26 protein-coding genes and 2 pseudogenes are annotated in these 26,372 nt (G+C 52.2%); 10 read left to right on the top strand and 18 right to left on the bottom strand.

The genetic code is table 11. The features are described 5' to 3' along the window. Positions 1 to 107: 107 nt before the first annotated feature. Both ACIONG_RS16675 and ACIONG_RS16670 read right to left on the bottom strand, forming a co-directional pair. On the bottom strand, positions 108 to 719 hold the full coding sequence (locus ACIONG_RS16675) for an HAD family hydrolase (protein ID WP_401301103.1): 612 nt from the start codon (positions 717 to 719) through the stop codon (positions 108 to 110). A 455-nt stretch (positions 720 to 1,174) separates the two neighbouring features. Continuing rightward, a complete protein-coding gene (locus ACIONG_RS16670; protein ID WP_401301100.1) occupies positions 1,175 to 1,561 on the bottom strand; it encodes a multiprotein-bridging factor 1 family protein in 387 nt (128 codons plus the stop codon). A gap of 44 nt (positions 1,562 to 1,605) precedes the next feature. On the opposite strand from ACIONG_RS16670, the gene ACIONG_RS16665 reads away from it, so the two are divergent. Genes ACIONG_RS16665 through ACIONG_RS16655 form a run of 3 tightly spaced genes read left to right on the top strand, consistent with a single transcriptional unit; the run spans position 1,606 to position 3,817 of the window. Further along, positions 1,606 to 1,899, top strand: a complete 294-nt coding sequence (locus ACIONG_RS16665) for a DUF4031 domain-containing protein (protein WP_159299191.1) — start codon at positions 1,606 to 1,608, stop codon at positions 1,897 to 1,899. Positions 1,900 to 1,928: 29 nt separating this feature from the next. Beyond that, complete coding sequence (locus ACIONG_RS16660) at positions 1,929 to 3,140, top strand: nucleoside triphosphate pyrophosphohydrolase family protein (protein ID WP_401301096.1); 1,212 nt, start codon at positions 1,929 to 1,931, stop codon at positions 3,138 to 3,140. Positions 3,141 to 3,145: 5 nt separating this feature from the next. Next, complete coding sequence (locus ACIONG_RS16655; protein ID WP_401301093.1) at positions 3,146 to 3,817, top strand: uracil-DNA glycosylase; 672 nt, start codon at positions 3,146 to 3,148, stop codon at positions 3,815 to 3,817. Positions 3,818 to 3,826: 9 nt separating this feature from the next. Here the strand turns inward: ACIONG_RS16655 and ACIONG_RS16650 are convergent, their stop codons facing one another. The 6 genes from ACIONG_RS16650 to ACIONG_RS16625 form a co-directional block, all read right to left on the bottom strand. Beyond that, complete coding sequence (locus tag ACIONG_RS16650) at positions 3,827 to 4,627, bottom strand: hypothetical protein (protein WP_401301090.1); 801 nt, start codon at positions 4,625 to 4,627, stop codon at positions 3,827 to 3,829. Beyond that, a complete protein-coding gene (locus ACIONG_RS16645; protein ID WP_401301088.1) occupies positions 4,605 to 5,255 on the bottom strand; it encodes a C1 family peptidase in 651 nt (216 codons plus the stop codon). The genes ACIONG_RS16650 and ACIONG_RS16645 overlap by 23 nt, the downstream gene beginning before the upstream one ends. Beyond that, on the bottom strand, positions 5,252 to 6,268 hold the full coding sequence (locus tag ACIONG_RS16640) for an ImmA/IrrE family metallo-endopeptidase (RefSeq protein WP_401301085.1): 1,017 nt from the start codon (positions 6,266 to 6,268) through the stop codon (positions 5,252 to 5,254). Before ACIONG_RS16640 ends, ACIONG_RS16645 begins: the two co-directional genes overlap by 4 nt. Further along, entirely contained in the window at positions 6,269 to 6,619 is a 351-nt protein-coding gene (locus tag ACIONG_RS16635; protein ID WP_401301082.1) for a helix-turn-helix domain-containing protein, read from the bottom strand. Continuing rightward, positions 6,612 to 6,881: an acyl carrier protein gene (locus ACIONG_RS16630; RefSeq protein WP_008439386.1), complete on the bottom strand. Its 270-nt coding sequence runs from the start codon at positions 6,879 to 6,881 to the stop codon at positions 6,612 to 6,614. Before ACIONG_RS16630 ends, ACIONG_RS16635 begins: the two co-directional genes overlap by 8 nt. A gap of 127 nt (positions 6,882 to 7,008) precedes the next feature. Next, on the bottom strand, positions 7,009 to 7,875 hold the full coding sequence (locus ACIONG_RS16625) for a hypothetical protein (protein WP_401301079.1): 867 nt from the start codon (positions 7,873 to 7,875) through the stop codon (positions 7,009 to 7,011). A gap of 714 nt (positions 7,876 to 8,589) precedes the next feature. Here ACIONG_RS16625 and ACIONG_RS16620 point away from each other — a divergent pair. After that, entirely contained in the window at positions 8,590 to 9,165 is a 576-nt protein-coding gene (locus ACIONG_RS16620) for a hypothetical protein (RefSeq protein WP_401301076.1), read from the top strand. A gap of 91 nt (positions 9,166 to 9,256) precedes the next feature. Continuing rightward, positions 9,257 to 9,862, top strand: a complete 606-nt coding sequence (locus ACIONG_RS16615; RefSeq protein WP_401301073.1) for a hypothetical protein — start codon at positions 9,257 to 9,259, stop codon at positions 9,860 to 9,862. Positions 9,863 to 10,189: 327 nt separating this feature from the next. On the opposite strand, the gene ACIONG_RS16610 is transcribed toward ACIONG_RS16615, so the two are convergent. The 4 genes from ACIONG_RS16610 to ACIONG_RS16595 form a co-directional block, all read right to left on the bottom strand. Beyond that, entirely contained in the window at positions 10,190 to 10,969 is a 780-nt protein-coding gene (locus tag ACIONG_RS16610) for an SIR2 family NAD-dependent protein deacylase (RefSeq protein WP_401301070.1), read from the bottom strand. 79 nt (positions 10,970 to 11,048) lie between these two features. Next, positions 11,049 to 12,029: a toll/interleukin-1 receptor domain-containing protein gene (locus ACIONG_RS16605; protein WP_401301067.1), complete on the bottom strand. Its 981-nt coding sequence runs from the start codon at positions 12,027 to 12,029 to the stop codon at positions 11,049 to 11,051. Between the two features lie 80 nt (positions 12,030 to 12,109). Further along, on the bottom strand, positions 12,110 to 13,273 hold the full coding sequence (locus ACIONG_RS16600; RefSeq protein ID WP_401301064.1) for a DUF3800 domain-containing protein: 1,164 nt from the start codon (positions 13,271 to 13,273) through the stop codon (positions 12,110 to 12,112). A gap of 74 nt (positions 13,274 to 13,347) precedes the next feature. Next, positions 13,348 to 14,598 (bottom strand): HNH endonuclease, encoded by a 1,251-nt coding sequence (locus tag ACIONG_RS16595; protein ID WP_401301061.1) that lies wholly within the window; start codon positions 14,596 to 14,598, stop codon positions 13,348 to 13,350. A 676-nt stretch (positions 14,599 to 15,274) separates the two neighbouring features. Here ACIONG_RS16595 and ACIONG_RS16590 point away from each other — a divergent pair. Then, positions 15,275 to 16,699: a hypothetical protein gene (locus ACIONG_RS16590; protein ID WP_401301058.1), complete on the top strand. Its 1,425-nt coding sequence runs from the start codon at positions 15,275 to 15,277 to the stop codon at positions 16,697 to 16,699. Between the two features lies 1 nt (position 16,700). Here ACIONG_RS16590 and ACIONG_RS16585 read toward each other — a convergent pair whose 3' ends face one another. From ACIONG_RS16585 to ACIONG_RS16560, 6 genes and pseudogenes are all read right to left on the bottom strand, one after another. Then, positions 16,701 to 17,627 (bottom strand): hypothetical protein, encoded by a 927-nt coding sequence (locus ACIONG_RS16585; protein WP_401301055.1) that lies wholly within the window; start codon positions 17,625 to 17,627, stop codon positions 16,701 to 16,703. Positions 17,628 to 18,132: 505 nt separating this feature from the next. Beyond that, positions 18,133 to 18,681, bottom strand: coding sequence for a hypothetical protein (locus tag ACIONG_RS16580; protein WP_401301131.1), 549 nt, complete (start codon positions 18,679 to 18,681; stop codon positions 18,133 to 18,135). A 105-nt stretch (positions 18,682 to 18,786) separates the two neighbouring features. After that, a pseudogene (locus ACIONG_RS16575) lies at positions 18,787 to 19,254 on the bottom strand (TniQ family protein); the annotation flags it as partial. Then, positions 19,212 to 20,102 (bottom strand): TniB family NTP-binding protein, encoded by an 891-nt coding sequence (locus ACIONG_RS16570; protein WP_401301052.1) that lies wholly within the window; start codon positions 20,100 to 20,102, stop codon positions 19,212 to 19,214. The gene ACIONG_RS16570 and the pseudogene ACIONG_RS16575, both read right to left, overlap by 43 nt. Further along, positions 20,099 to 22,021, bottom strand: coding sequence for a Mu transposase C-terminal domain-containing protein (locus ACIONG_RS16565; protein ID WP_401301050.1), 1,923 nt, complete (start codon positions 22,019 to 22,021; stop codon positions 20,099 to 20,101). Before ACIONG_RS16565 ends, ACIONG_RS16570 begins: the two co-directional genes overlap by 4 nt. After that, positions 22,018 to 22,566 (bottom strand): TnsA endonuclease N-terminal domain-containing protein, encoded by a 549-nt coding sequence (locus tag ACIONG_RS16560; protein ID WP_401301128.1) that lies wholly within the window; start codon positions 22,564 to 22,566, stop codon positions 22,018 to 22,020. The genes ACIONG_RS16565 and ACIONG_RS16560 overlap by 4 nt, the downstream gene beginning before the upstream one ends. 258 nt (positions 22,567 to 22,824) lie before the next feature. Between ACIONG_RS16560 and ACIONG_RS16555 the strand changes: the two are divergent. The 4 genes and pseudogenes from ACIONG_RS16555 to ACIONG_RS16540 all read left to right on the top strand — a co-directional run. Then, positions 22,825 to 23,472, top strand: a pseudogene (locus tag ACIONG_RS16555) (ATP-binding protein); the annotation flags it as partial. A 356-nt stretch (positions 23,473 to 23,828) separates the two neighbouring features. Continuing rightward, positions 23,829 to 25,001 carry a hypothetical protein gene (locus tag ACIONG_RS16550; protein WP_401301047.1) on the top strand — a complete coding sequence of 391 codons (1,173 nt, stop codon included), beginning with the start codon at positions 23,829 to 23,831 and terminating at the stop codon, positions 24,999 to 25,001. A 73-nt stretch (positions 25,002 to 25,074) separates the two neighbouring features. Then, on the top strand, positions 25,075 to 25,617 hold the full coding sequence (locus tag ACIONG_RS16545) for an adenylyl-sulfate kinase (RefSeq protein ID WP_213026944.1): 543 nt from the start codon (positions 25,075 to 25,077) through the stop codon (positions 25,615 to 25,617). A gap of 2 nt (positions 25,618 to 25,619) precedes the next feature. Next, positions 25,620 to 26,369, top strand: coding sequence for a class I SAM-dependent methyltransferase (locus tag ACIONG_RS16540; RefSeq protein ID WP_103302567.1), 750 nt, complete (start codon positions 25,620 to 25,622; stop codon positions 26,367 to 26,369). The last annotated feature ends 3 nt before the right edge of the window (positions 26,370 to 26,372 follow it).

Here is a 26,372-nt window from a genome sequence, read left to right as displayed (position 1 = left end):
TGCTTTTGGTTTTTTTCCTACCTTCGTGTTTGCGGAGTTTATCGGTAAAGTCCGATGTAAATGGAAGAATCAATATCAGTGCGATTACCCAACCATCGGAATGGCTACTAGCAAAAACTAAGTACACCTTCGGCAAATTGATCTAGAGAATTATGGGGGCTTCGGCCTTGTCGATCCAGCCAAAACCCTCGCATTCCGAACGCGATTGGACCGTCGCAATCGCACTCCTTAGAATCCCCAATCATCCACACGTCTGCCGGTGAAGCCGATACCGCGTGAACCGCATGGCTGTAGATTTTGAAAGAAGGCTTCACGGCGCCAACGTCAAAGCTGTAGGAGTAGCCATCAAGTGCTGGATAGAGACGTTCAATTGCCGCCGCGTAAGGTTTCGCGAGATTTGAACAGACCGCTACCCTGACGCCCGCGTCTTGCAGCATTCGAACGGCATGAATGCCATCTGGGTAAGCCTGAATGTCGGCAAGTTCGCGACCGAGGTCTGACTCCAAGCAAACCATCACGGAGGGATTGACACTAATCCCGAAGAAATCAGCTGCCTGGCGTAAGTCCATAGGCAAAGACAGAATGCATTCCGCATCGCGCGGCTGAGGACGGCGACCCTGCTCAATCCCAATTTTCAGGATTTTTCGGTAAGGGCTACTGCCTTTACTGATCTGTATGAGGGTGCCGAAGGCGTCGAAGATGACTGCGGGAATAGGCATAACAGCACTGGCTCTCAAAAGGATGCGTTTCCAGGCAATTTGAACGATTCAGCCTATTCCGAGCACACATCCGCCAAGCCGCTGGAGACTTTTCCTGCCAAAGGTCCTGCAGGCTCAAGCGACACCGTGCCCGCCGCCAGTCGATCAAGCAGCTGAACGTCTGTTCGATTGGACTTTGCTTCAACCCGCCTCAAACTCTGGATGCGAGCTTTCGCACCTGTCTTCTGCCGGTTTGGGTTTGGGCGTTTACGTGACGTGCTCATAAGTCAGACCTGCGATCAGCCAACAAACAGCCAGGACACTTACACATCTGTGGATTTCTCAGGCTAGCTCCATACGACTGCAATCTTCGTACTGGCCCTGCGCACGGTCAAGGGCGTGACGCAATCACCATTCTGCCCCCCTAGTAGGTCACAGGCAAAGTGATAAGCGGGCGCTTTGCGCATCAGTGTGTGTTACTCGACTGACGACAGAGAGCTGCTCGCAGACGTGTTTGCGGGAAGCGCCGCGGCGATGAGCTCCTCCAAAGCTTCGACCAACTTCGTCACTGCCGGCTCGCACCCCGGCGCAACTCGAAGTAGCTCGTCCACTTTTCGCCCCAAGCTCGCGGTACTGGTTGAATACTCACGCGGATCGTCTTTAATTTGCAGAAATATGCATATTTTATGCAAATTTTTGCCGACACTGTTCATCTGCCCCCGCTCGTAGCGAGAGATCTGAGAATGATGAACATTGACCGCATGGCCAAGCTCAACGAGCGTTAGACCACGACCCAAGCGAGCTTGACGGATCTGCGCCCCAACTAAGGCTACGTCGGATGAAGAGTTGAATTTTTTTCCCATAATGTGCAAAATATTTGCACATATTTTCACAGAAGGCGAGCAGAATGGCGGTCTACGTCGATTCAGAAGAGATCCTGTGGCGGGGCAAGCTCTGGTGCCATCTGGCAGCGGATACTCTGGATGAGCTTCACTCGTTCGCCTCTCGACTGGGCCTGCGTAAAAGCTGGTTTCAATCCAAGGGTTACCCGCACTACGATGTGACCGTTTCGGTGCGTGAACGCGCGCTAAAAATGGGAGCGATCGACGCTGATCGCGAGACGATCGTCGGTCGCTGCAAACAGCTAAAGATGGAGCTACGGCAGCAAGTGCTACGACAGCAGGTGCTGGCACTCGCATGAAATAGCTTAAACATGATCAAGGAGGATTGATGGCGCCAGTACCTCAACCGCGTCCGGTGGCTCTTACCGTAGCCAAGTACATGCTCAAAGCGCGGGAGAGCATGCGCTTCGAGGACGATGCCGATAGCCTTCAATACATTCGCTTCGGATACTTTGGCGAGATTGGCGGCTTACTTTCCTCCGTGAAAAAAGCAGGTCGTGACCGTTTGCAGGCCGCACAAAACGACTTGGCCGCAGAAGAACTGGGCGATGCGCTGTGGTACTTGACCATTGCGGCGCACCTTCTGAAAATCCCCGCCGACGCTCTCGGGGAGCACTGCATCCTTGTCCTTCGCGATGAATTCGGCGAAAGCAAGAAAGCTCCCGCGCCGCCGATTACGTTCCGTCAGATAGACGGTCTTATCGAAACACAGCGCGATGAGGATACAATCCCCCGCCCAACGCAGCTGGGTAAGCTTGCGCTGAGCGCCGGTGTGCTGGCTGAGATGTCGCATGCCAGCTTGATGAGTATGGCGCCACCCAAGCGCGAGGCTTATTTCGGACAGCTGCTGTCGGAACTCGCCAAGACCTGCTCCAGCTTCAACCTGAACATTGAAGATGTGGCCTTGGGAAACCTGGAAAAAACGGCCAGTCGCTGGCCAGGTGAACAAAAGCGTGAATTTCCACTTTTCGATGAAGGCTTTCCGGAGCATGAGCAATTCGAGCGCGAATTCACTATCGAATTCATCGAACGCGGCGAAGGCCAGAACAAGCATGTGGTTCAGCGCCTGAATGGCGTCTATATCGGTGACCGACTTACAGACAATAGCAACGAGCCTGACGACTATCGCTTCCACGATGTCTTCCATTTGGCTTATGTGGCGTATCTGGGTTGGTCACCGGTGTTGCGAGCACTGCTCAAGCGCAAACGGAAATCCGACCCCGCTAAAGATGAGAACGACGATGGCGCTCGCGCAGCGATCATTGAAGAAGGCATCGCCACTTGGATTTTCGATCACGCGAAAAAATATGACTACTACGCAGCAACTCAACCTGGACGTCTCGACTACGGCCTACTCAAGCAGATCCAAGGGATGGTTCGGGGTTACGAGGTTGAGCGATGCAAGCTTTGGCAGTGGGAGCTTGCCATCATCGAAGGTTTCAGAATGTTCCGCGAACTGCGCGAGCATCGAGGAGGCTCGGTGGTAGTCAACATTACTGAAGGGACGCTGACTTTTCACGAGCCCCTCAAAGAGGCCTAAACGCAATGACCCCTACATCCTTCGTAAAGGCCTTGTCTAAATTCAGTCTCGACAATGTGTTCAACCCGTACGCAGATACCTGTCCTGTGCATGATCGCGCAGGCGCTGCCGCCTCTCGTCGCAAAAACCTGAAAACCTATCTTCAGGCTGTATCCGATCTAGGCACCGACACCATCTGGATGGGGCGTGATTTGGGATATCGCGGTGGACGTCGGACCGGGCTGGCCCTTACCGACGAATTCCACCTTTGCGAAATGACACGCGTATACCCAGGGTGCGAGTCACAACAGGCGACCCGGGGCCCAGCAATCGCCGAACGTACTGCTGCGGAGATTTGGGCGGTCTTGAAGGCTGTCGATATTCCTCCCCTGCTGTGGAATGTTTTCCCATTTCATCCGCATGAGCCAGGCAACCCATTCACCAATCGCAAATTCAGCGCAAAAGAGCTGGCATTGGTGGATGAGCTCAATGGCGAGCTGTTCAGTTGGCTTAGAATTAGGAAGATTATCGCGATTGGTCAGGACGCAGCGCACTATGCGTCGCGCTTTGGCCTGCCCATAGAAACCATTCGCCACCCGAGCTACGGGGGAGTCCGCGACTTCCGCGCAGGGATGGCCAAACTCTACGATCTGCACCCTCAGTTTTCCCAGGAAAGTCGTCAGGCTTCGCTGCTCTGACGATTACCCTCAACCGGGTAGAGCAGCCAGGAGACCTTTGGTGACACCCACCTTGCCAAAGGTCTCCGTATCCAAATACGCATGCGTCGCGATGCAGGTAAGCACTCCACATTCATATTTGGATTCCTTGCCCACAAACGAGTGAAGCTGGCTCAAGCCGATAAGGTTGCCCAGCGCACGCTGGCAGTACCACTGAGACCGGTAGATCGCGGTCAGGTCCAGTTTTCCATCTGTGATTTTGAAGCTCAAATGACTCAAGCAAGGGACGTTGAGGGGTTTTGCATCCCGAGATGGGTCGAACACCGGTAATTCATACCCATGTCCATCGAGTGGCGGCGCCAAGTCAATATCGGGATCACTGACCCCCAGCTCGAACGCCGATTGGTACTTGGTACCGTTGTGCGTTTGAAGCAGACGCTCAATCAGGTCGTCCAACGGATTGATGGTCCCAGTCCCGTTTCGGCTCGGACGACTCATCATGCGCTGAGCATAAGTGCCCCACGAACTGCGTTTTTTGCCCTTGGCCAGCAGCGCCAAGTAATTTGTGTATAGCTCGGGACGGGAAAATCGCCGGGCCAACCCATTGGGAAAAATGGTGCCCGCCACGGTCTCGACGCTCAGGTCTTCACGTTTGCTGCGCAATGCAGCATCCACGGCCTTGATAATTTTCAGATCATCCTTGCCCAGCTTCTGAGGAGCGCTGATCTCCAGGATCAAATTCCGATCCTTGCGCTTCTTGCATCCTGCCAGATGCCGGGCCGCAGCCACCCAAGCCTGCCCCAAACTTTCAGATGCGATCAGTTTTGCCATTCTCTACTCCAAAAGCACATTCAGCATGCGCGCTTACATAGGCGCCTGAAATCCAGGCGTGTCCGTCTACACCCCATTGGGGGCCCCAGCTATTGCGCACGTAGAACCATGGCGCACTATTTCCATCTTCATGCCCCACGCCAATGGCAACTACCGCGTGGAGAAGTCCTGGCATGACCTGATCACCGAAAGCCACTAGGCCCCCTTCAGGTTTGAAGAATTCGGGCGTTACCCGCAGACCCAATCCGATCGGCTGACCTGCACTTATAAAACAGGCGATATCGGTAGGGTCAGCCGATACTCGCTGCAGCAAGTCACCGTAATGCTGAAGTCCCGAGGGCAGATCGGGAATGGGGACCAGAGGCTCTTCAGAGCAGTAAGGAAACGCGGCCTCCTCAGGCTGACCGACACGAGATGCCTCTCGTATAGCATCGAAAGTGATTCCGCTGCCTGGCACCCAATCTGGCGTCAAAATGGCGGCCGCCCGATAAAGGTATTCAGGACTCAAATCGGCAGGTGATTTCGGTCGATTCAGATCCGACAATGCAAATGCCAGACAGGTCGGACGTCGCCCTTGAGGCCTTGCGGGCGAACCGAAGCCATCGAGCAACACCTTAGGGACGATCACGCTAGCCCGTCCTTGAGCAACTGCCTACGCGAGTGCGGTGTCAGCCCGAGATTCAACGATTCAAATTTGGCGCATGAGCTGAATGTGTCGGCGGCTGAGCTCGCGGCATCCCACGGCGCACGCTCTGAGAGACGCACGTTTACCGGCTCTGAATCACTGGCCCTTCCGCCTGTGAGGAGGTAGTCCATCATCTCTGTACCGCCGAAAACCGGCGACTTATCCACTGAAGGCGTCGAGGGTACGGTCAACGGCTCCAGCTGAAATCCCCGCGCCTTTAACTCTTCGGAATCGGCTTCCCAGAGATATCCTGATGGCGCCCGGCTTGGCAATCGAACAACCAGTTGATCATCCGGGCGAGGCTCAAGGATTGAAGTTCGATCATCGCTGTCGAGCAGCCACACCTCTTTGCGGGCATCCACCAAACGGTCGCCGAGCAGCGCTTTCTTGATCATCGCGGGCTTGGTCCGCAACATTTCCCGGACTTGATCAGCGTTCATGACGCCATGCCGGCTGAGCGACCATGCCGCCGCTTCGTAACTGACCCCCATGCGTAACGCCAGTTGATAAAGGACGTCAGGCCGGAACAGCGCCTGCTTGGTCCATTGCTTGCGCTGCATGATTTTGACGATCAGTTTGCGAGGCACCAGCAGGTTGTACCCGAACTGATCCGCTTCCTGCTCGACGAGCGCAGCCTGAGAACCGTAATAGATTTTCTCGTCGGCGCTGCTGCCGTGACCCATGAAAAAATGACCCAACTCGTGGGCACAGGTCATGTGAACCAGGCCTGCCGGACGATCCACATTGACCAATATTCCAGGTGTTTCATCACCCAGAAATGCGCCGAGCAGCTTCTCCATCGGGCGCAGCATGACCATCACCCCAGAATCGGCAGCGATCTGGAAAGGGTCTATTCGCGTGTATCCGTCCTGCTCGATGCGAGCCATAGCACCGCTCTCATCGATGACCTCGACCGCACGCTGTGCTGCTCGCAAAACAACATCGCGGAAGCCCATTCACTGTCCCTTGTGCTTGAGAAACTCGGCGAAGCGAGCGACCTCATCAATATCCTGCTGCGAAAGTCCATTTACTGCTCTGGCCAGAAACGCGAGCTGGGTGGGGCCGGAAGGCGCCGGTTCTCTTCCGGTCATCAGGTACTCCATAGACTTGCGATAGAGCTTGGCAAGCTTGCTCAGCTCCGTCGCCTCCACTTTGCGATTGCCCGACTCGATGTTGGTCACCGCCGGGCGGGAGACCCCGAGTGCATGAGCCACTTCATCTTGGGAAAGCCCCACATACTCCCGAGCATCTCGCAGGCGCTCAGCCAGGCGCAGCCTGTCCTGATCATCCAGCGACAAACTATGCATGGGTCTTTTCCTTCAGGTGCTTAAGAATTCCGGACGTGACCAGCTTGACGAACTGTTCTTTGGTTTCGTAACCGCCGTTGCGGATCACGACATCCACCGGGATTTTGACTTTCAACATTTTCCCGATTTCAACCAGCGCTTCGATAGCCATGACCGATTCCATCGGCGCACCCAAGTCATCAACCGACAGCGGGTCATCAACGATTTCGAGCGCACGCTTATCCCAGAATTGGCCAAGGTGTTTCTCAATGCCGTCTTTCATTTCGATGGTCCCGAGGTAAGAAAATCGTACATTTGATGTTTGAATTTAAGTCGATACCGCAGAAATTGCAACGTCTGCCGACGCATTAATCTCTAGAGCCAGCTTTGCAGCACGGCACCTCACCTTGTTAAACAGCAAAGCAGACGCGAAACCCGTCGAATGAAACCCACTGAACACCATTACCGAAGTTCAAACGCCCAATCACCTCCGTGTTGCCGGTATAACCCTCAGCCTTAAGAGCCCGCGCAACTTCAGCGGCTCGGCCGTGGATTAGTTGCTGAAGGCCATGAATTCGTTGTCGCTCTAACTCGGCGTCTGTCACCGCCTGGGCGGAAACCCCATTGCCTGAATACCCGCCTCCCAGAGGTAATAGAAGGGAACCGTCCGATAGCGGGGTGATGAGATTGATACCGGCGGCCCTCAGCATTTTTCTGTCTTCATCAGTGCAATACTGACCGAGAGACATGCCACTGCCCTGCATCCTTGCTGGCTGCGTGAGGTGCGGCCAGTTTGCATGCAGCGTTTCAATAACCGAACTGTCCGACCAGGCACCGTGCTGATAGATGCCAACCGCATGGAATGCATCATCAGTGGGAAAACCGAATACCACTGGACCTGTGCGCTCGACGAAGCTCTTGTTTTTTGCGTGCTGCGCCTGCCCAAGATGGAAGTGGTAAATCCCCCAATCCAGTAACAATCCATCCTTGCCTTTGAAGTCTTCAATTTTCAGGCTCAGATGCTGCGACAGGTCTTCACCGGTCTCTATTTTAACTTTGAGCTCTGCCCACCCGGCTTCGTGCTCAAGTGGGCAGGCGAAGGAATTAGATATAAGCACGGCCCTGGGCCTTGGTTCGACTCTGCGTGTTCTGGCATGGAAAAACAGCGCGGCCAATTCCTCGGTCTTCGCAGAAGCAAGGTCCATCGCCCAATGCTCTTCCATGATCCGACGCATCTCGACGATCCAGTCCGCCTCAAAATCCATTTTCAACAACACCAATTCATCCTCTGATCGTTGGTAAATGGCTTACGCCGAGCAGGCTTCTCGAATGGGACCATGCTTATTAATATCACATTGGCATGACAATGACGTAGTAGCACCCAAAGTCAGCGAAATAGAGTTTGGGGAGGTTAATATTGCATCTCGCAAAATTGCGACCTTCCGCTTTTTTTTCGGGAACTTGATACCGTTGACTTAAAATACGAATGTATATGGGTCTAAGGGATCGTAACGGACTTCCTGCAGATCAGCGCGACTAAGCACTGCCTACCACCCATGCTCTTTTTGAAGCTCAGAGCTCGTGTACCACATGAGCGAGAGAACACAGTGAAGAAATGGGAAATAATGCAAGAGGAAGTATTTGCGCCCTAACTGTGAAGAGTTCTACGCGTCCGCTGACAAGGCACACAGCAACCTTGATTTTTTGGAGATGACTTGTACGGTGCTTGCAGTCCAAGGCGGGAGGTAGATGTAGATTGGAATGTGCGCGGAGCGCTCGCGGCCAATGTAGGCACGAAAGCTTGATAAACCTAACGCTTGTGCCGCTTCTGGTGCGGAGTGATTATCAAAAAGTGTGCAGAGCCGCGTGGTACGCTATTTCAATAGAAGCTGTATTGCGCAAATTCCCGCCAGATGTCGCTCACCAGTGTTTTTTTGTTACAGGTACCGTAGAATCGCCGACCATTTCTCAGTCGAAGAAGGGATGCGGGCATGGGGGTCGACATTGAGGTAACTCTTCGTGCCAAGCACGAAGAGTTCACGCAGCATTCCATCTTGGCGCTCAGTCAGTTGGGGGCTGTGTGTGCCGCGCTGCCTGATCCTCTTGAAGTAGGGGCATGCGCAATCGGCGAGCGAGAGTTCGTAGAGAACGAGCGTTGGCGCCTTCACCCCGACTGCCGCGTTGTTTGGAATTGGCGAAGCTTGCTGGAGAGGCATCGGAAAAAGCCCAAGAAGCTAGAGGCCGCATTTTACTCGCAGGGCATCCTATGTGGACTGATGTATGCACGCGTTTCGCGTGGGCGAGTCAGCCTCAATGTGAGATACATTGAGGGGAACCCATGCCCGATGAGCCCTCTCAAAGGGTTTGTGCTACCGATTGCCTTGATCCAGGCAGATATCTTCGCCAAGGTGATTGGAGCAAAAGAGATTGGTGTGTCGAGGCCAGCGGAAGGATTAATCGATGCCTACCTTGGAATGAGCTTTCAATTAACGGAGTCTGACCGGCGCCTCGAAGCCAGGGGTATCAAACCTAGATACCACCAATTGGTGCGCAAATTGCAAATGTAGACTCCTGTTTTAAAAGGAAAAAATACCATTTTTTGACGGGGTTTAGGGCTTCGGGTAATATTATGATTAATTGTGGGTCAGGTTCGCGCAAATGAAAAAGGCCACTGAAATAGTAGAACAGTATAATAGATTAAAAGCGTCTCTAGCTTTGGCAGAGTGTGACGCAAGTACTTCTTCGCCTCCTTCAAAGGACAGAAAGTTCCACGCTCTAGTTTCTGAGGATGGAGTTTTTGCTTCTGGCTTGAAGTTTGATAAGCAAGTTTTTTATTATATTGTCACGGCTCATGACACTGCCGACAATTCTGCTGAGTGTGCAACAGCTGAAATAGAGGCATGTTGGTACCAATTCTACTTTGACAGCATACGAGTAAATGTATCGCCAACGCGCTGCTACCCTAATGACTTCAATCCAAGGCTTAGAGAGAGAGCTGCTGATATTGTAGTATCCACTGCAAAACATCTCCATGACTCCCCTTTTCTGCATATAGATTGCAAGAATTCTAGTGCAGTGAAAAAAACTGGTAGGCTTAGTAAGAAAAACCCTGTCAGATATGAGAAAGCAGTGCAAGAAGTGGAATCGTTCGTTAGAGATAACATGGAAATGTACGCTAATTGGCTAAGTCTCGCTGCCTCGCTCTCACTCAATGATTCTGGAATAATTGCAGGTGCAAAGAAGAAAAAGCACCTTTCAAGATGAGTGTTTTAGCATGAAGTGCTAGGAGCACTTGTGGGCGTAAGATGTGTTCCTATTTTGTGCTCTTGATGCATGCGATGAGGCTGTTTTTTCATGCGCCAGCCGTGCTCATTTCGGCTTATTCGCCCTTAACTTATGGCACTGATGCCGAACCTCACTTGCACTCGCTCGAATACTGGATATTTTTCTAAAGTTATTTTTAGTGCGAGTTTAGGTTGCATCTACGATGCTATTTAAACTAGATTCATTTACATGGTAAAGCGTACTTCGACTCCACAATAGAAGTTATTTTTTGTTCTTAGTATCGCCCCCCCCCGCTGTATCTGACCTTTAATGAGCTGTCTTGTCAGCGATTTCTATGAGTGATACAAGATTAGGTACGCATTCTGCTGCACGTCCAGCAAGATAAAGCTCATGACTGCTCGATAGGGAAACGCCTATTGGATTGACATGTACAACGGATGCGCCAGCTTTCAGGGCAATTATTGGAATCTCTGCAGCCGGGAATACTTCGCCTGAGGTACCAATAGATAGCAGGACATCGCAGTTCTTTGCAGCCAGAACTGCCCGCTTCCAAGCTGAAGCGGGTAGGGTTTCACCGAACCATACGACTCCGGGGCGAAGCTTTCCGTTACAACGCGGACAGCGCGGAGGCTCTACCCTAACTCCCTCACATACAATTTTAGTTTCCAGATATAGGGAAGTTGGAGCGCGATGACACGCAAAACATTTTGGTTGTTCCAGACTTCCATGTAAATGAATCACGTCAACTGAGCCTGCACGCTCATGAAGGTCGTCAATGTTTTGGGTGACGACGGTCACTACTCTTCCTGTCTTGGCCAATTGGGCAATAGCCAAATGCGCAGCATTTGGAAGCGATTGTGCAACTTGGGCGCGGCGCCATAGGTACCATCCCCATACTAACGCGGCGTCTTCGCGAAAAGCGCTTGCTGTTTCAAGTTTCCTGGGATCATGGCGAGCCCAGATACCATTCAATGGATCCCGAAAAGTGGGGATACCACTTTCTGCGGATATACCGGCGCCTGTGAACACTACGACTCGTTTCGAATTGCCAACAATTTTTACTACGACTTCGATTGTACTGGTCATATCTCCTCCATTAGTGGGCACGTCATGTTTTTTGAGTTAATGCGTACAACCTTTCATACTGGCGTCGGATCCACTCCTACTAATCGTCAGTGACCGTCCGATCCGTTGCTCTCATGAGTTCCTCTAGTGCTTCGAAACCCTCATCGCGACGCATCAGAAAACCCACAACATCTTCCGCATCGAAGGTAAATGGCTCAGTAATTAATACTGTTCTAAAAAACGTATTTGCCAGAACGATGCCACCCTGATTTAGCCATTTTTGTTCTTCTTCTCCGGTCAAATGCTCAAAAAATATTGATAGTACGGCCGTGGCTAATGGGCGCATATCTGTAGATGAGGAGGATAGCTCCCAGTGCCAGCGCCCCTTGCTAGGACAAAACGTCGGGCCATCATCCTCGAGCATGTAATCCCAGCTATTGCTCTGCCACATCCAAGTCGGAGGCGACAAAAGTACGGGGGCGATGTCATGCCGATAGACAGTAACCTCATGAGTGCGTCCATTGCCCCAAATCGTCACAGGACGTTTCTGCAGGTAGTTGAGGGCTCGCTGACGCAACCTAAATGTAGCTAATTGGGAGTTGATTCCACTCTGCACCTGAGCTGGAGGCAAACCTTCGGCAACTCCCATTACTGCCATTCCGATATCAATGTTTTGCTGATGCAGGGGCGCCAGATTCAGGTAGAGACGACCCGCCAAAAAATCGGGGAGTTTGTTTGCGCAACCAGCCTCAAGGATGAGGGGCACAATTCGAACGTTTGGCTCGTCGACGATTTTGGCTAGCATTTCAAGCTCGCGGTACAGGCCTGAGCCCTTTAGCTGAGCGGCCTTCAGATAGTCCTGATCGCACAGACACAGAATTAGTATGGGACGCTTGGCCAGTGCCTCAGCAATTACCCCATCAATTGATTGGCCAAATGCAACGCTGTCACGATCCCAGAAAACATCGTGATTCCAGTCCAAACTACTTACGATACGCTGCCGTACCCATTCCTTGCTTTCAAACTCTTCGCCCCATGCGTACGAGATGAAAACCGAGTCAGTTGGTTCTTCTGCTGTCACTTTTCCCTCCGTAGCATCAACGAATTTGGCTAACATTGCAGTCCAATGTCTTTCGGTCTCCGGACTCAGAAATTCTTTGACTATCGATTCGTAGATTTCAAATGGGGGGACAACCGGGTATCGAAAATGAAATAGTCACTTTTGTTATCGCTATCCATAGTGGTTACTCGGTGAAGTAGTACATTACTGATAGTGTCAGATTTCTCAATTAGCTTTCTTAACGCAGCCAAATTGTTGCACTGAGCTTGGTTTAACCCTTTCTTAAAATTAATTAAACTGTTGGTTGGGGTTTTTTCGATGAAGGAGAAATACTTGCCTAGAAAGCCCGAGACAACATCAGATAACTGGATCTCAAAATGCTGCTGCGAGTTCACAAATTGGTAAGGAATTTCCTTATCACCGAATAAAATTCGATACTTTTCAATATTCTCTCTTACCGTTTTTTCTTCGTCAAAAATGTGGCTAGCGTTTTTAAATGCGCATAGACGATATAGAAAAAATGTGTCGATGCCTTTGATTAAAATATTTTGATCGGTTCCCTCCAGGAAGCACAGCTCCGGGACAACTCTGGCTCTGAGAATGACTTCTTTCAATGCGTCCGTTGGAGGGAAAGTCATTTCAGGCCAATTAGCGATTATAAAAGCGTACAAATCTTTTAGGAAATTTGAGATCTCACCTCTCTCGACGCTCGGAAAGTTGTATTTATGAATGAGAGACAAAAAACCAGGTAGATTCTTGGTGGCAATATGGTACAGCTCGTTTTTAAGTTCGCGATGCATGAAAAAATAAGAAGAGAAAGCATCCTGAGCAAGAATCGAGTCAACTATATCTATAATGAACCAGTTTATGATATTTAGATTTGTATAGTGTATTCCAAGATCATGATCAAGCAGCCAGTTGAGTGCGTAATTAAGTTTGGTAGACCCAAGTATTTTTTCAAACGCCCCATGAGCGACCATGTCGAATTTAATTTCTTTTGCGCTCGCTTGCACCCTGAGCTTTCGTTTTAGCTCGTTGATATCTCCAGCAGCCCCACCTGGCTTAAGTACTACTCCTCCAAGCACGAAGTTATCACTTTTACTAATATTGAGCCCACTTTCCAAAAGTTTGAGCTTTCCAAAATTGTTTGTTTCATCGTAATAAAGAGTCAGTTGCTGCTCCGTTCCTCTGGTGCCTGGCGCATCAAAAAAAACATTTTCGGAGTTAATATCTATTTTTTCAACAGTTTCTGCCAAGGCGTTCATCTGAATAAATCCTTCTGAAAAATCAAACCGGCGTACCGCTAATTAGTTTTTTGGCTGTTCGTGCTATTTATTTGCTATATTTTAGTCTGCCCGCTGTGTTCCACACGGATTGAGTCGTTAATAGTAAGCTCCGTGGTGCAGTGAAAATCTTCAAATTTCCAGTTTTTTGTCTGGCAATACATTGGGAAGCAAGACCAAAATTTTTCGTATTCCTCATCGATTATGAAGCTCTGCTTGTCCAAGCGTGAGAACGGCAGAATGTAAACATAGATAACACAACCGAATCTGAATTCGGTTACGACGTGCGGCAGATTGTGGTCATCGTTTTTTCTGGTAAAAACTGTCACGGAAAGTTCTGAGCCGTCACTGCTGCCCGGCAAAACGTTTGTCGCGACTTTTGGGAGTACAACTGAGGGTTGGTCATTCCTAACCCATGCCACAGTGTCTTCTAACCCGCTTAGCTCCTGTTCGTTTAGTACTGATAGCGTGATTTTACACAGTGCTCGATACAATTTAGCGGGAGTTAATTTTCTTGACTCGCCTAGCTCTACAAATATGCTCGTGTCGGTAAATTCTATCTTCTGAGCGATAACGACAGGAATGCCGTCTCGATGGGTTATCTCTGCACAGGGATACTTTAAATGCGGCAACCCATTTTTCCCTCTTACACCAAGGAACGCGCGGTATATGTCGAAGCTTCCGATGAGGTGCGGTTCAATATTGTCGCCAAAATACTTATTGCAGATGTCACACTCATCGCCAAGAATTAAAGTCTTGTTGCCTAGTGCTTCCGGAACCGCGTGCGCTACTTTCGTAAAGGAAGATCCCGAGGCAAGCGTCCCGCCACAAAATCTACACGCTCTTTCATCCTTCTTTGCGTGACCTAACGTGATACGCACGTCGAGTCGAGGGGTAAAGACGTTGTAATTCTGAAGCAGCTTGCCCATGAAGCTTTTCATCTCAGCTGTGCGTCTCGCCCATTCGGCTCCCACCTGAGAAATGTCGTACGTGTTCAGAACCTCTACCAGAGCCTCAAGCTCGCTTCTTTCGGACGTATCCTCCGGCATACCTTCTGCGACCAGGAACTTCTCACCGATCTGCATGGCTTGAATTTTTTTGTTCAGCTTATGCAGATGCGGCATTTGTTTTCCGTAGTTGGCGACTAATTCCGCAATGCCAAGCTTTATCTCCTGAGTAACCGTCGTCCAAGGCTCCAGTGACCGATTATTGTGCAAGCACCTCACAAGGTCGCCGTACAATTGATCTCCGACGTTGAGCCGAAATCCGCCATTCTGCATCATAAATTCAATGGTTACCGTGCTCATGCTAATCCTTGAACTTCGTTCATTGGGTACATTCAGGCTGGTCCGTTAGCTCCTATCTATTGATTCGCTGCTAGCAAGCGATACTTATCTCTGGCGCAGGACTACCGCCTGCGAACAGTAGAACGGCTTCGCACAGGCATCTAGGGCCATCAACAGTCGGAACTGAGATTATCGAAGCCTCAACGGAGGTGTCTATCCTCATCCGCCGTGCGTCAAGCATTGAGAATTAACGAGGAATTCAGGAGTCCAAGTTGAGAGGTTGGAAGCTGAAGCGTCATCAAACAGGCGCCATATTTGCGTCGCAAGCGAGCAAGCAAACCGTTAGACTCGGAATCATGGCGATCTAACATGACGGGGTATCGGTTTGGCTGGAAAGCTTCAACGCATTGATTTGTCGTACTCTCGCGCTAATCTCCGGCATCCCGATAGCTCTGTCGAACGCCTCAAAGGCGATCATTTGGTATGGTGGTACGGCCCTACGCGTTCGGGAAGGCCCTCCCGAACCATACCTTTAGCCAAGGTGCATTTCAGACAGCTATTCAACGATGTGCCAGGCCCCTGGACTTCGGCCACAGTGCCACTCAGCAGCTTGCCTCATTACCGAAAAGGCACCATTTGGCGTAACGGCAAATGTATCTCCGATACGAATCTTGCCTCACCCGCACAGATATTTGATGTGGACTTCGACGATTCCATGTGGTCGATCACGTCCAGAGCCGACTTGATAAGGGGTGATAGGGCTTACGTTTTCCATCATGACGAATACCCTTTGACGTACCGGCATGATCTTTCTCGCCTGATCGACTTCAAGCTGGCTGGCGACGAAAATTTGCTTATTCCATGCACTGAATACTTCGTGCGCGCTTACTCAAGGAATATGGAAATTTGCCGAGCCTTGACAACGTTGCGTTGGTCCGACGTTAAATCCGTATTTTATGATGATGAGCGACGTGATGAGTATCGATGGCTAGTCAGGCCATCCAGAAAAATGCGCAACTATGACGCGGTTTTTCTCGCGCACCTGCTCTACGACGATTACTCAAAAGACCGTATTAAGCACGTGAATGCACAATTTACGTCGCATGATCCGTTGTCGCAGATATTCATGGAGGCGACCCCCTGGTTTCGGGGGAAAGGGCAGCTCCAGTGTCGAGGCAGATGGATCAACGGCGGCAAAACTTTCCTTTGCCTAAATTTGGTTGGCTCCTCTCAACCGGCCGGGCAAGAAATTGAATGGCAGCGCAAGAACTTCGACAGCAGCGAAGGTGAGGATGGTGGACGGATAGTGCTCCCCAGACCGGTCCGAACCGCCGAGGCCGAAGAATTCTTAACTGAGCATTCCCACGCGGAGCCAGACAACCACTCCGAAACCGTTATCGTTAAAACTCCACCTTTCAAAACTTTGGGCGAAAAACGCAAAGTTAAAAAAATTAAGGAAGTGATCAAAGCCAACCGTGGGCGCCTCGGCCCGCGTCCATCAGAGGCAAACTCGCATTCATCCGGAGAAGAAACCGGGGCCGGCAAGAACATCGGTAAGCTTGAGCATGTTGCCGATATCGATGTCGAACTCGAAACGCATGGTTTCCTTATAGACATCTGGAATGCCTTCCGATCGATCATGGCGGATAACCCCGGTCGAGTAACGAAAGTGAATTGGTACACACCTCCGAATCTCCGGAACCAGGGTCCTCCGAGAGCCATCTTGTTGCGGCCAACAACTGATTGGGAACCAGAGGACAAATCAGCTCTAGGATGGGTGTATCTGGATCGTAAAACCGGTAAGTGTCGGGGTTTAATGGTATTGCGCATTCAGATTGATGGAAAAGACTACTTCTGTTTCGAAGTTCAGCCGATCAATCCTAACAAGGCTGAATACTCTGGCGTGCTCATGAGGTCACACGTCCAGAGCGCTGAAGAGTTTGAAGATTTCGTCAAAGAGATTTGCTCGCGAGTACGATACGTCTTGGGCAGATTTAAACACATGCACAGTTTTTTCCCGCCCAACGCCAAAATCTTCAAGCATCACCAGAGGGATTCAAAAGTACTTTACCGAAGCCGTTTGATTAACGTACTCAGGGAAATGGGAGTGGCGCTGGATTGACTCATCCTAGGTGTTCGCCTCGCCGATAACTGCTAGCTGACGGTACCCAAAGATTTTTCTCCTCATGGGTAATGCTGTAGCCAGCGACATCACGGTAATTCTGCGGCTGGAAAATCAGTTTTTTTCGACTTGCCCTCGTCACATCGTGAAAATAGGCGAGCGCTCTCACGATCCAGCGTCCCTCGAAGTCGCCCTCGGCAGTTTCACTTAACATTGCCACCAGCTCACGCTCTGCTTTTTGCCGTCTTGCCTGAGACAACCAGCGCGCATCAGGCTTCACTTGCAGTTCGAGTCCGTGACGCCTATTTAAATGGCCGATGAAACCAGCGACTGCCGCAACCTGGCCTGGTGAGCCTCGCCAGAAAGACTGTAAAGACTTCTGAGTCGGCAACTCGCCCAACTTCAGCTGGGCATTCTCGAGCAAGTTAAGGGCGGCGCGGGCGGCCAACCGGACTGATCGCAGATCGGTAAGGCCTTGTTCCATTTTCGCCTTCAAGACGCTGACATACTCGTTAAGCAACTGAGCCAACCATCTGCTGGAAGGCTCCGACAAAATTGCCGCAAGACGACGATGCTCGGTGTGCTCATCGCGCAGCTGCGCATCGACAGCAATCACACCAGTTTCTGTCAAAAACCGCATTGGACTTTCGGCCTTGCGCAGCCCCGCCGCACCGAAATGCTGCAGGAGTTGTTCGTAGGAAGGTGACGCACTCCAGTTCGAGTCGAGTACTGCAAAAAAGCGGTAGTGAACGTTGATGTTCAGCGCAGCTTTATGTGCCCCGACACTCGCTAGGAACCATTCGCCGAATTGACTGAACAGCTCAGTGAAGTGGTCATTGCTGAAACCTTTCACGTTGATCGCTAACCGCTTACGAAAAACGCGTAGCCACTCACACATTTCGCATTCGCGGCCGCGACCAGCAGGCATCTGTTTGCCGCATGTATCGCACGGATGGGAGATCGCAACAGTACAAGGTTCGCAAGCGCTGGAGCCGTCCTGTCCACGGATTAATACACGATGACGCCGGCAGTGTGGACAGGTCCCCTTCGCAGGGCCACTGCAACTCGGGCATCTGCGCAGTCCTGTCGACTTGCTCCGAGCCAGTCGCTGGGAAAGCTTGCCGCACATCTCGCATGGCTCCGGGACGTTGAAATAAGGCCGACACGGCTTGCACACTGGACCGTATTGCGTACGTAGGCCTATTTTAAAATCCACTTTTGCGCATCGTACGCACGGTCCAGCGCGCTCACAGGCTGAGCAGTGCGCCGACTGATCAAAAATCGGAAGTCGAGCGAAGTGCCCGCAGCCAGAACACATTCGCCGTTTGAAGAGCCGTGCGTAGCATGTCTCGCAGTAGCGCTTGTTCGCATGCACCTTCTTGGCTTTGGCCATCTCGCCGCCGCAGCCGTGGCAGCCCGGCGGAGTGGGTGTGTCATGAGATGCCATTTCTATGCGTCCTTCTCTGCAATCGATTCCACATACGCCAGACTTCTAATGGCTCGCGGGTCTGCCTGAGGCTTGGTCGACCTAACTGATGTCGAGTGTGCTGCACGAGTACCGAGACCATTTGCTCGAGAATCGGCGACCCTCCAATCCCCTGGAGCGGAAACATCGTCACAGGCAACTCAGCTTCACCCACAAGCTCTACAAAACGCTCAGGATCTAACTGCATTATCACCCAAGCCTGCCCCAACAACCCAGCACGCTCAGCGGGCGTTGCGTATTCGAAAGGCAACCCAAGCGACGATAACTTCATCTGTGATACATCCACACCAATTGCCCGGCAGAACAGTTGCGATTTGGTCGTTGGGTTGCGCGTTACATTCTTGAGGAAGCTGACCATGAACCGAGCGATGCGCATCCACTCCGAAAAGCTCAATGGCATCAGACCGTAAAGTGCTGTCGATTGGCTGGCTGAGTCCGCAAAGCTCTGAAAAGCCAAAGCTAATTCCACAATGGGTTCGGGCGACAAGTCAGCCAATGATTGGCCACAGTGATGGCACACGGATAAGGGACGATCAGGACGAAGGCGATTTGGCTGGAGGGCCGAACTACACCGCGAGCACCGATCAATAAGAAAAGTGCGATGGCGAGGACAGACTGTGTGCCACGCCAGGCGGTACTGCAAAAGATAATGAGGAACAGTGTCCGTCATGCAACAAGGACAACAGAGCAGCCCGCCTGCGTGCGATCGGTTCCGGCAACCTAGCGGCAAAATCCAAGGCAGAGGTGCCGTGTTCTCAGCTATACAGTTTGGATGCAAGTTTTGAACGATTGGCCAAAGCGTCGCGGCCAAAAGTGACGCTGTCTGGACACCCGTCATACCGGCCAAGGCCTCCAGATTTGCCCAATGATGCTTACGATCAAGATCCACTTTCCACGCTTGAGCACCGGGCCAAACAATACTGGTCAATGTGCGAGGCAAGCACCTATGAGCATGCGCTGTTCTCACAAGCCACGAAGAGAACAGCTCATCAGGCAACATCTCGGGAGTAAGTGGCCAACGAGGATTTAGACAACGCGCTCCCTGATGCCACGTGTAGGTCGCTTCCACGACTTAGCCTCAATGAGTTCCCGATCAATGCATTCCTTCCCAGAATTGATGGCTTCCGTGGCGCACTCCAGTAACAAACCATGGAGGTCTCCAGTGTTGCCACCGGAAATGGAATGGATCAGTTGAGCCAGCTCAGGCTTGTAGATACCCGACGACTTTTTCAACGGCAGCACGGCTTCGAAAGCTTTCAGCATTCGCTGAAATTCGGCGTCTAACTTCCACGTTTCCAGTTTGATGACATCAAACCGGCTTGCGTGCTGCGGGTCCAGGTGCAGGATCTGCACAGCGTCCGGAGTTCCTACGCCAACAACCGGGATTACCAAGGTGTTGCACAGCATTTTTAGCGCGTTCATGACCTCACGCTGCTTCATAGCGGAGCCGGTGAGCATTGAGTGCACTTCATCGATGATCAGCATGCGTACCTTGAGCTCGCGCAGCGCGTGAATCACCTGAAACCGAAGCGTTACCTTTGAATCGGTCGTTCTGTAGGGCATCCACATGCGATCAAGGATCGCGATGTATAGGTCCTTCTCCTCAGCAGAGGGCGGTGCCTCGGCCACGATAATCGGCCGCACAGCCTCCGAGTTCTCATCCACATAACCTTGACCATGCATCTTCTCGAAATGCCTGACGATCGTCGTCTTCCCGTTGTTCGAATCACCGACAATGAGCATGTTCGGCATCCTTGGCCGCTTGGGCGCCTCAAGCAGGCATTCAAGGCTATCCAATATGTGATGTGCTGCCTTGTAGCCGATCCACCGAGGTTCACCCATGAAGCGAATACGCTCCCGAGCTGATAGCTGCAGCACTGGCCTGAAGTCGGCGTGCAAGTGTGCGTACTCAGTCATTGGATATCACCGATCAGATCAACATCATCAAGCAGTAACCCTTCGCTTGTAGAGGTGGAAGGCATGGGTTGTATAGGCGCTTTGACAGGCTGCGCCGGGGTCGTATTTTTACTGTGTACCTTGTGCTTCTGAGCTTCACGACGCGCTTTCTTTGTGCTTGCGGATGACCCATCGACGATTTGGCGACGCTCCAGAATCAGTCTGCCGATCAACGCCTCGTCAATGTGTTTTCGACCTTCATCAACAGCTTGTTTCTTGGCCGCTCGGAATTCCCACAAGGTGGCTGCCGGAAACGCTTGGTTGGCCACCGGAACCCGGAAATATTGTTTCAGGACAGGGTCGTAGAACCAGATAACGCTGATGTCGCGAGGGTCCCGTCTGAATACAAATTTACGCGCCTGACTATTCTCTGGATCCGTCGTACCGATCCAGTGACGCAATGCCTCCGAGTAATAGTACACATCCAGCTGAACGCCATAATGTTGAACGGTCCGGCGGTATGAGGGCATAAAATCCAGCTGCACCGTAAGAGGATCCGCAGGTCGAGGCGGAATGCTCACCAACGCATCGGCTTCACGGCTGCCGAAGAAACCTAAATGCCACTTGCGCGAAGGGCTCATGTACAGCGCCGAGTGGGGTCGGTTGTGATACAAAATGATCGTTCGAACCAGCCACTCCTCAAACTCACCCATCGTGAGTGCAGCATGCTTGTCGGAATCGTAGCCGTCTCTCTCGGGCACGCTGCTGTGAGTAGTGCCTGGCAGCTCATGTAGCTCTCTCATGAAAGTACCGAGCAGGCGTTCAATATGACCGCCGTATTTGGGCCGCTTTACTGGGCGGAATTGATTTTCGATATTGTAATTCGCGCACGACCGACGGAAGTTTTCTGCCTGGAAGTCAGGTCCGTTATCGGTATGGACCATTCGAGGGAAACCCCACACAGGCCATTCACCGCGAACGTTGTGAAGATTCAACCAAGCCTCTTTTGGCAGGATGGAGTGGGCAACGCACATGCCGACGGAAATTTCGGAAGGTTCCTCAAGGGCTAGGTAATAGCCGGTGATCATGCGCGAGTGCACATCGACCGCTAGGGTCAGCCACAGACGCCCAATAGGCTTGCGGTACCGGTCATCCACAATGATCAGGTCAATTGGCGTGTGATCGATTTGAACGACCGCCAGCGGGTAATCGGCGCCTGGAAACTTACCGACTGAGGGTGTATGCCGATTACGTGCTTGATCAGCAAATCCACGTCTACGCAGTTTGATCTTCTCAGGAATGCGCTTGATCCTTGCCCTGATAGCAGACGCGCTGGGGGGCTTAATTCCCTGCGCCTTGGCCTGTGACTCGATTTCGGCAATGGTCGATTGGACAGTTCGCCGCTGAATCGTCAGGTAGTGCCGCTCGATCACTTCATCAATGAGTTTGTCGGCTTGTGCAGTCAATCGGCTGTTACCAGATTGCCAACCCCGCTTGCGCGGTACGAGCGCAAGCACCTCGTGCCAACTTTGGTACCGATCCAGCCACCGATAGAGAGTGGCAGTATCAACACCAACTTCCTTGGCTCTCTCCTCAACGCTCGCTCTGGGCAAGATCGAATCGCGCAGTAAAGGCTTGATGGCAGAGAACCGCTGTTGAGCTACCGCCCACTCATCCGAGCTGATCGTCGAGATGTCGTAGTTCACGTACAGGCCGTCGACTCGGTCTTGCGCGACAGGTTGGAGTTCGGAGATACGGAGCGAGACGCTACGGCCGGTCTCGACTTCTACTCCAACGACGTTCTGAAAGTCGAGTAGCTGGACGATTCGGAAGATTTGCTTGTCACAGCTAACCATTTCCCCGACTTCGACCAAGACACGCTCTCGCGAGGGTTCGAATGGAGTGAAGTGCTCATCCGTGTCGACTTCATAAATGTTCATGGCGCAGCCACCCAGAGTTCAAGGTATTCATTCAGCGGCTCGGTGATATCGCATTCCACCCGGCCAGTAGCGATAAGGTGCCAGAACAGCGCGACACCACGATCTCGATACACGCCTTTGAAATGGCGAGCCAAGAGATAGTGAACAGGTGCAAATTCCATTTCCAGAAGCGTCTTCAAGACCGTCTCAATGTCTTCACGATCAAAGTCCAAGCGCTCGAAACGTTCCAGGAACGTGATGTTATCGAGAGGCAACCCACGGATGCGCGACTCGTCGTAGATGCTGAAGGTCCAGCCCTCTTCCCGCGCGTAGCGACGCGCTGCCTTCCATTTCCCAAGCCAAGTGCGCCAGTTATTTCGCCACTCATAAGCGGGCTTCACTTCGACCAGCATCGGTTTGATGTAATCCATGTAGCTAACGCCCGCCGGCTGGCGGTAATGCACCAGAAAGTCAGGGGTGTAGGTCAAATCGCGCCCTCGTGAATCGACAAAGTCGACTCGGACTGGCTGAGCAACCACTGACTCGACCCGATGAGAAAACCTCATTCGCTTCAAGAAGTCGCGCTCAAGCAGTGACTCGTACGGCACACCACCAGCGCCGCGAAACGGCAAGAAACCTGAAACGCTGCGACGTGTCGGCTTGATAGGGCGGACCTGTTTAGGTTGGTCGCAGCTATTTCGAGTCATTTTCAATCCTGTCGCATCCAATTTGAAAGTTTTTCGCATTTATTTGCGTAATCAGAAACCGTGTTTCGCGGCCTCTAGCCTAGTGCTTTCGCAGCTATTTAGAAAGCCGACAGCAGTTCGAAACCGCAACCCGGCGAAATCACCCTGGCCCATCACGGCGTGCTGTTTCTCGATGAGCTGCCGGAGTTTGATCGCAAGGTGCTGGAGGTGCTGCGCGAACCGCTGGAGTCCGGCCACATCGTGATTGCACGAGCCAAGGACCGCGTGCGCTTTCCAGCGCGCTTTCAATTGGTGGCAGCGATGAACCCGTGTCCCTGTGGATATCTGGGTGAACCAAGTGGCAAGTGTTCGTGCACGCCGGACATGGTTCAGCGTTATCGCAACAAGCTGTCGGGCCCCCTCTTGGACCGGATCGACTTACACCTGACGGTGGCGCGGGAGGCAACGGCGCTGAATCCTGCGGTCCAGCCAGGGGAAGACAGCGCCAGTGCCGCCGCGCTGGTAGCCGAGGCCCGCGAGCGACAACAGAAACGTCAGGGATGTGCCAATGCGTTTCTTGATCTGCCGGGGCTGCGTCGCCACTGCAAGTTATCCACAACCGACGAGACCTGGCTGGAATCAGCCTGTGAACGACTGACCTTGTCGCTGCGCTCGGCGCACCGACTTCTCAAGGTCGCCAGGACGTTGGCCGATCTGGGGCAGGAAGAAAACGTCCGGCGCGAGCACTTGGCAGAGGCGTTGCAATATCGGCCGGCAACACAGTGAGAATGACAGCGCTACTCGCAAATGGGCGGGGCAAAAAATAAACATCCGTGTCGATGGCCATAGACCGAGATGTGATATAACGGCGACGCTCTTTTTATTAGTTATCCGTCCATCGTCAAGACATAGAGCATTTTTCAGCGTGAAAATGGAGGCTGGACATCATGGAGAAGATATCTATTGCTTATCGGGCAAAGCCGTCAATCAACCAGGGTAGTCATTACTCAAGCCAAACTTGGCTTGCATGCGCTTACCTGGTCGTCAATTTAAATCCAGACAACTACAAAGTCCTTGCCCAGCATTATTACCCGGCTTGACATCGACCTTATTTAAACAAACTTTAAAAGCGCAACTTCATAATGAAAAACGTTTACTTGCTCAGCAACGTGGTGGATGGTGGCAAAACATATCTCGAGTATCTGATCCCCGCGCTCAATTCGCTTCGAGAAAAGTATAACTGTGTCGTACTCAATACTGATCGTACCGGCTTAAGCCGAGAGGAAGTCGAAGCCGTCCTCGATTTCCCGGTAAAGCAGGTTGGCAATGACTTCATTGCAAGCCTGAAATCGCAGGTTGTCATTTCAAATGATGCCTATGCCGGGCGTCTGCTGGACGATTCAAATTTTGGCATCTTCATCAGCCACGGCAATGTCGGCATGCCGACCAAAGACAAGTATTACTACGCAGAGCTGACTTCTTACTGGGATGCGATCATCGCTTCTTCCCGGTCGGGCTTCGATTTGATTACGGCCGGAATGCAGGCATACCGTCGTGACAGAAAGGCTCTGAAAACAATGCTGATCGATGGACTGGCGTTGCGTTCGGACATGCGCAAAACCAGCCCGGTGGCTACGCTGCCCGTGAAGATTCCGGGCATTTTTGAATCATCACCGCCTTCGAAAAAAACTTCCGACGACTATGTCGTAGGGCTTCTGCCGACCCAACTGGGTATCTGCCCGAACGGGGCGACACTGTATGAAAACCTGCAGACCGTCATCAATGCAGTCAAATCGCAAATTCCCCACGCAAAATTCATCCTGCGTCCGTACATGGCCGAACTTTCCCATCCGACCGTAAAGGCTCTGTGCGAAGAACTGTCTGCCTATGACTGGATAACCATCGACAAGGCCGGCACCAGCAGCACGGCTTTCTACGCACAATGCGACACGGTCATCACCGATGCATCTACCGGTGGTGTTTCGTTCATGCTCAATACCTGCAAGCTGCCGATTTATTACGTGCCCTTTACCGAAGAAAACAATCTCACGGTCGACGCCTGGCTAACGCAAATGGATAACCTGTTGCCAATTGCCAGAAGCAGCAATGAGCTCAGAGACATGGCGCTAGGGTTCAGCCTGCTGGCACGAGAAGACAGTTATTACATATACAACAAGTTCTACCAGGCACAATACAGCGACTTGCCCCTGCCTCAGGAAGTGTTCCACGACCTGATTGAATACCGGCACGAGTCGAAGTATTGCCCACTCTCGATTGACTCTTTCGGCGACATTAACGATCGGGACAAACATTAAAATAAAGCACGCCAGCCCTCATGCGAGGAAACAGCCTGCCGATACACTCGAATCGAACACGAGTCAGAACACTATGAAATGTGATGCTGATGGACAGGTAATCTGGATTACGGGCCTTTCAGGTGCGGGCAAGTCAACGCTGGCCCGTGAACTCGTTGCCAGACTGCGTACTGAAGGACGATCGGTGGTCATGCTCGATGGCGATGAGTTGCGCGAAGTATTCGGCGCAGCCGCCGCCAACTCACAGAACCATGGCCGTGACGGACGACTGGCGCTGGCGATGCAATATGCCCACCTGTGCCGAATGATTGCCGCGCAAGGCCAGACCGTGGTGATTGCAACGATTTCGCTGTTTCGCGAAGTCCATGCATGGAACCGCGCCCACCTGCCCGGCTATTTCGAAGTTTATTTGAAGGTCCCGGTCGAGGAATTGCGTCGCCGCGACCCGAAGGGGATCTACCGTCGATACGATGCCGGGGAACTGCACAACGTTGCCGGGCTTGATCTGACCATTGATGAACCGCAAGCGGCAGACTGGCTTGTAGAGTTCGACCCGCAGCGCTCCAGGCAAACCCTGGCAGAAGATTTGATCAATAAAATTTATGGAAGGAACTGAGTATGAAAACCGAATGGGACTACACCACTCTGGCCGATGCCTATTTGAAGCGCCCTGACTACGCCGATGCCGCCATTGACGCCATGCTCTCGATCGCTGGCGCCGAGCAAGGCGACAAGTTCTGCGACGTCGGCGCGGGTGTTGCACACTTGACGCTGATGCTGGCCGCCCGTGGCCTGGATGTCACCGCGGTAGAACCCAACGATGCAATGCGCGCCAACGGCATCAAGCGCACCGCCGCGCTGGCCAATGTCAAATGGCACGAAGGCACCGGTGAAGTGACCGGGCAAGCGGCGCAGGCATTCGACATGGTCACGTTCGGCAGCTCCTTCAATGTCTGCGACCGTCAGCAGGCACTCAAGGAAACCGCGCGCATTCTCAAACCGCGCGGCTGGTTTGCCTGCATGTGGAACCACCGCAATCTGGAAGATCCGATTCAGGCGCGAATCGAAGCCATCATCAAAGAGCGCGTCGCCGGCTATGGCTACGGCACCCGTCGTGAAGACCAGACTGCCGTGATCGACGCCAGCGAGCTGTTCGGCCCGGTCGTGCATCTGGATGCGCGGGTCATCCACGAGCAATCCATCGCAGAGTGCCTGGAAGCCTGGCGCTCCCACGCCACGCTGGAACGTCAGGCGGGCGCGAAATTTCACGAAGTCATCAGCGCCATCGACGATTACCTGCAAAGCCTGCAGACGCCGTCGATCGAGATCCCGTACTCGACGAATATCTGGGTCGCTCAGCTGAGATAACGC

Origin of the sequence: Pseudomonas sp. NPDC087817 (genome assembly GCF_044742875.1) — a bacterium.
Classification (GTDB): domain Bacteria; phylum Pseudomonadota; class Gammaproteobacteria; order Pseudomonadales; family Pseudomonadaceae; genus Aquipseudomonas.
The sequence above is the reverse complement of the archived record's forward strand: the minus strand, read 5'-3'. Positions and strand labels throughout refer to the sequence as shown.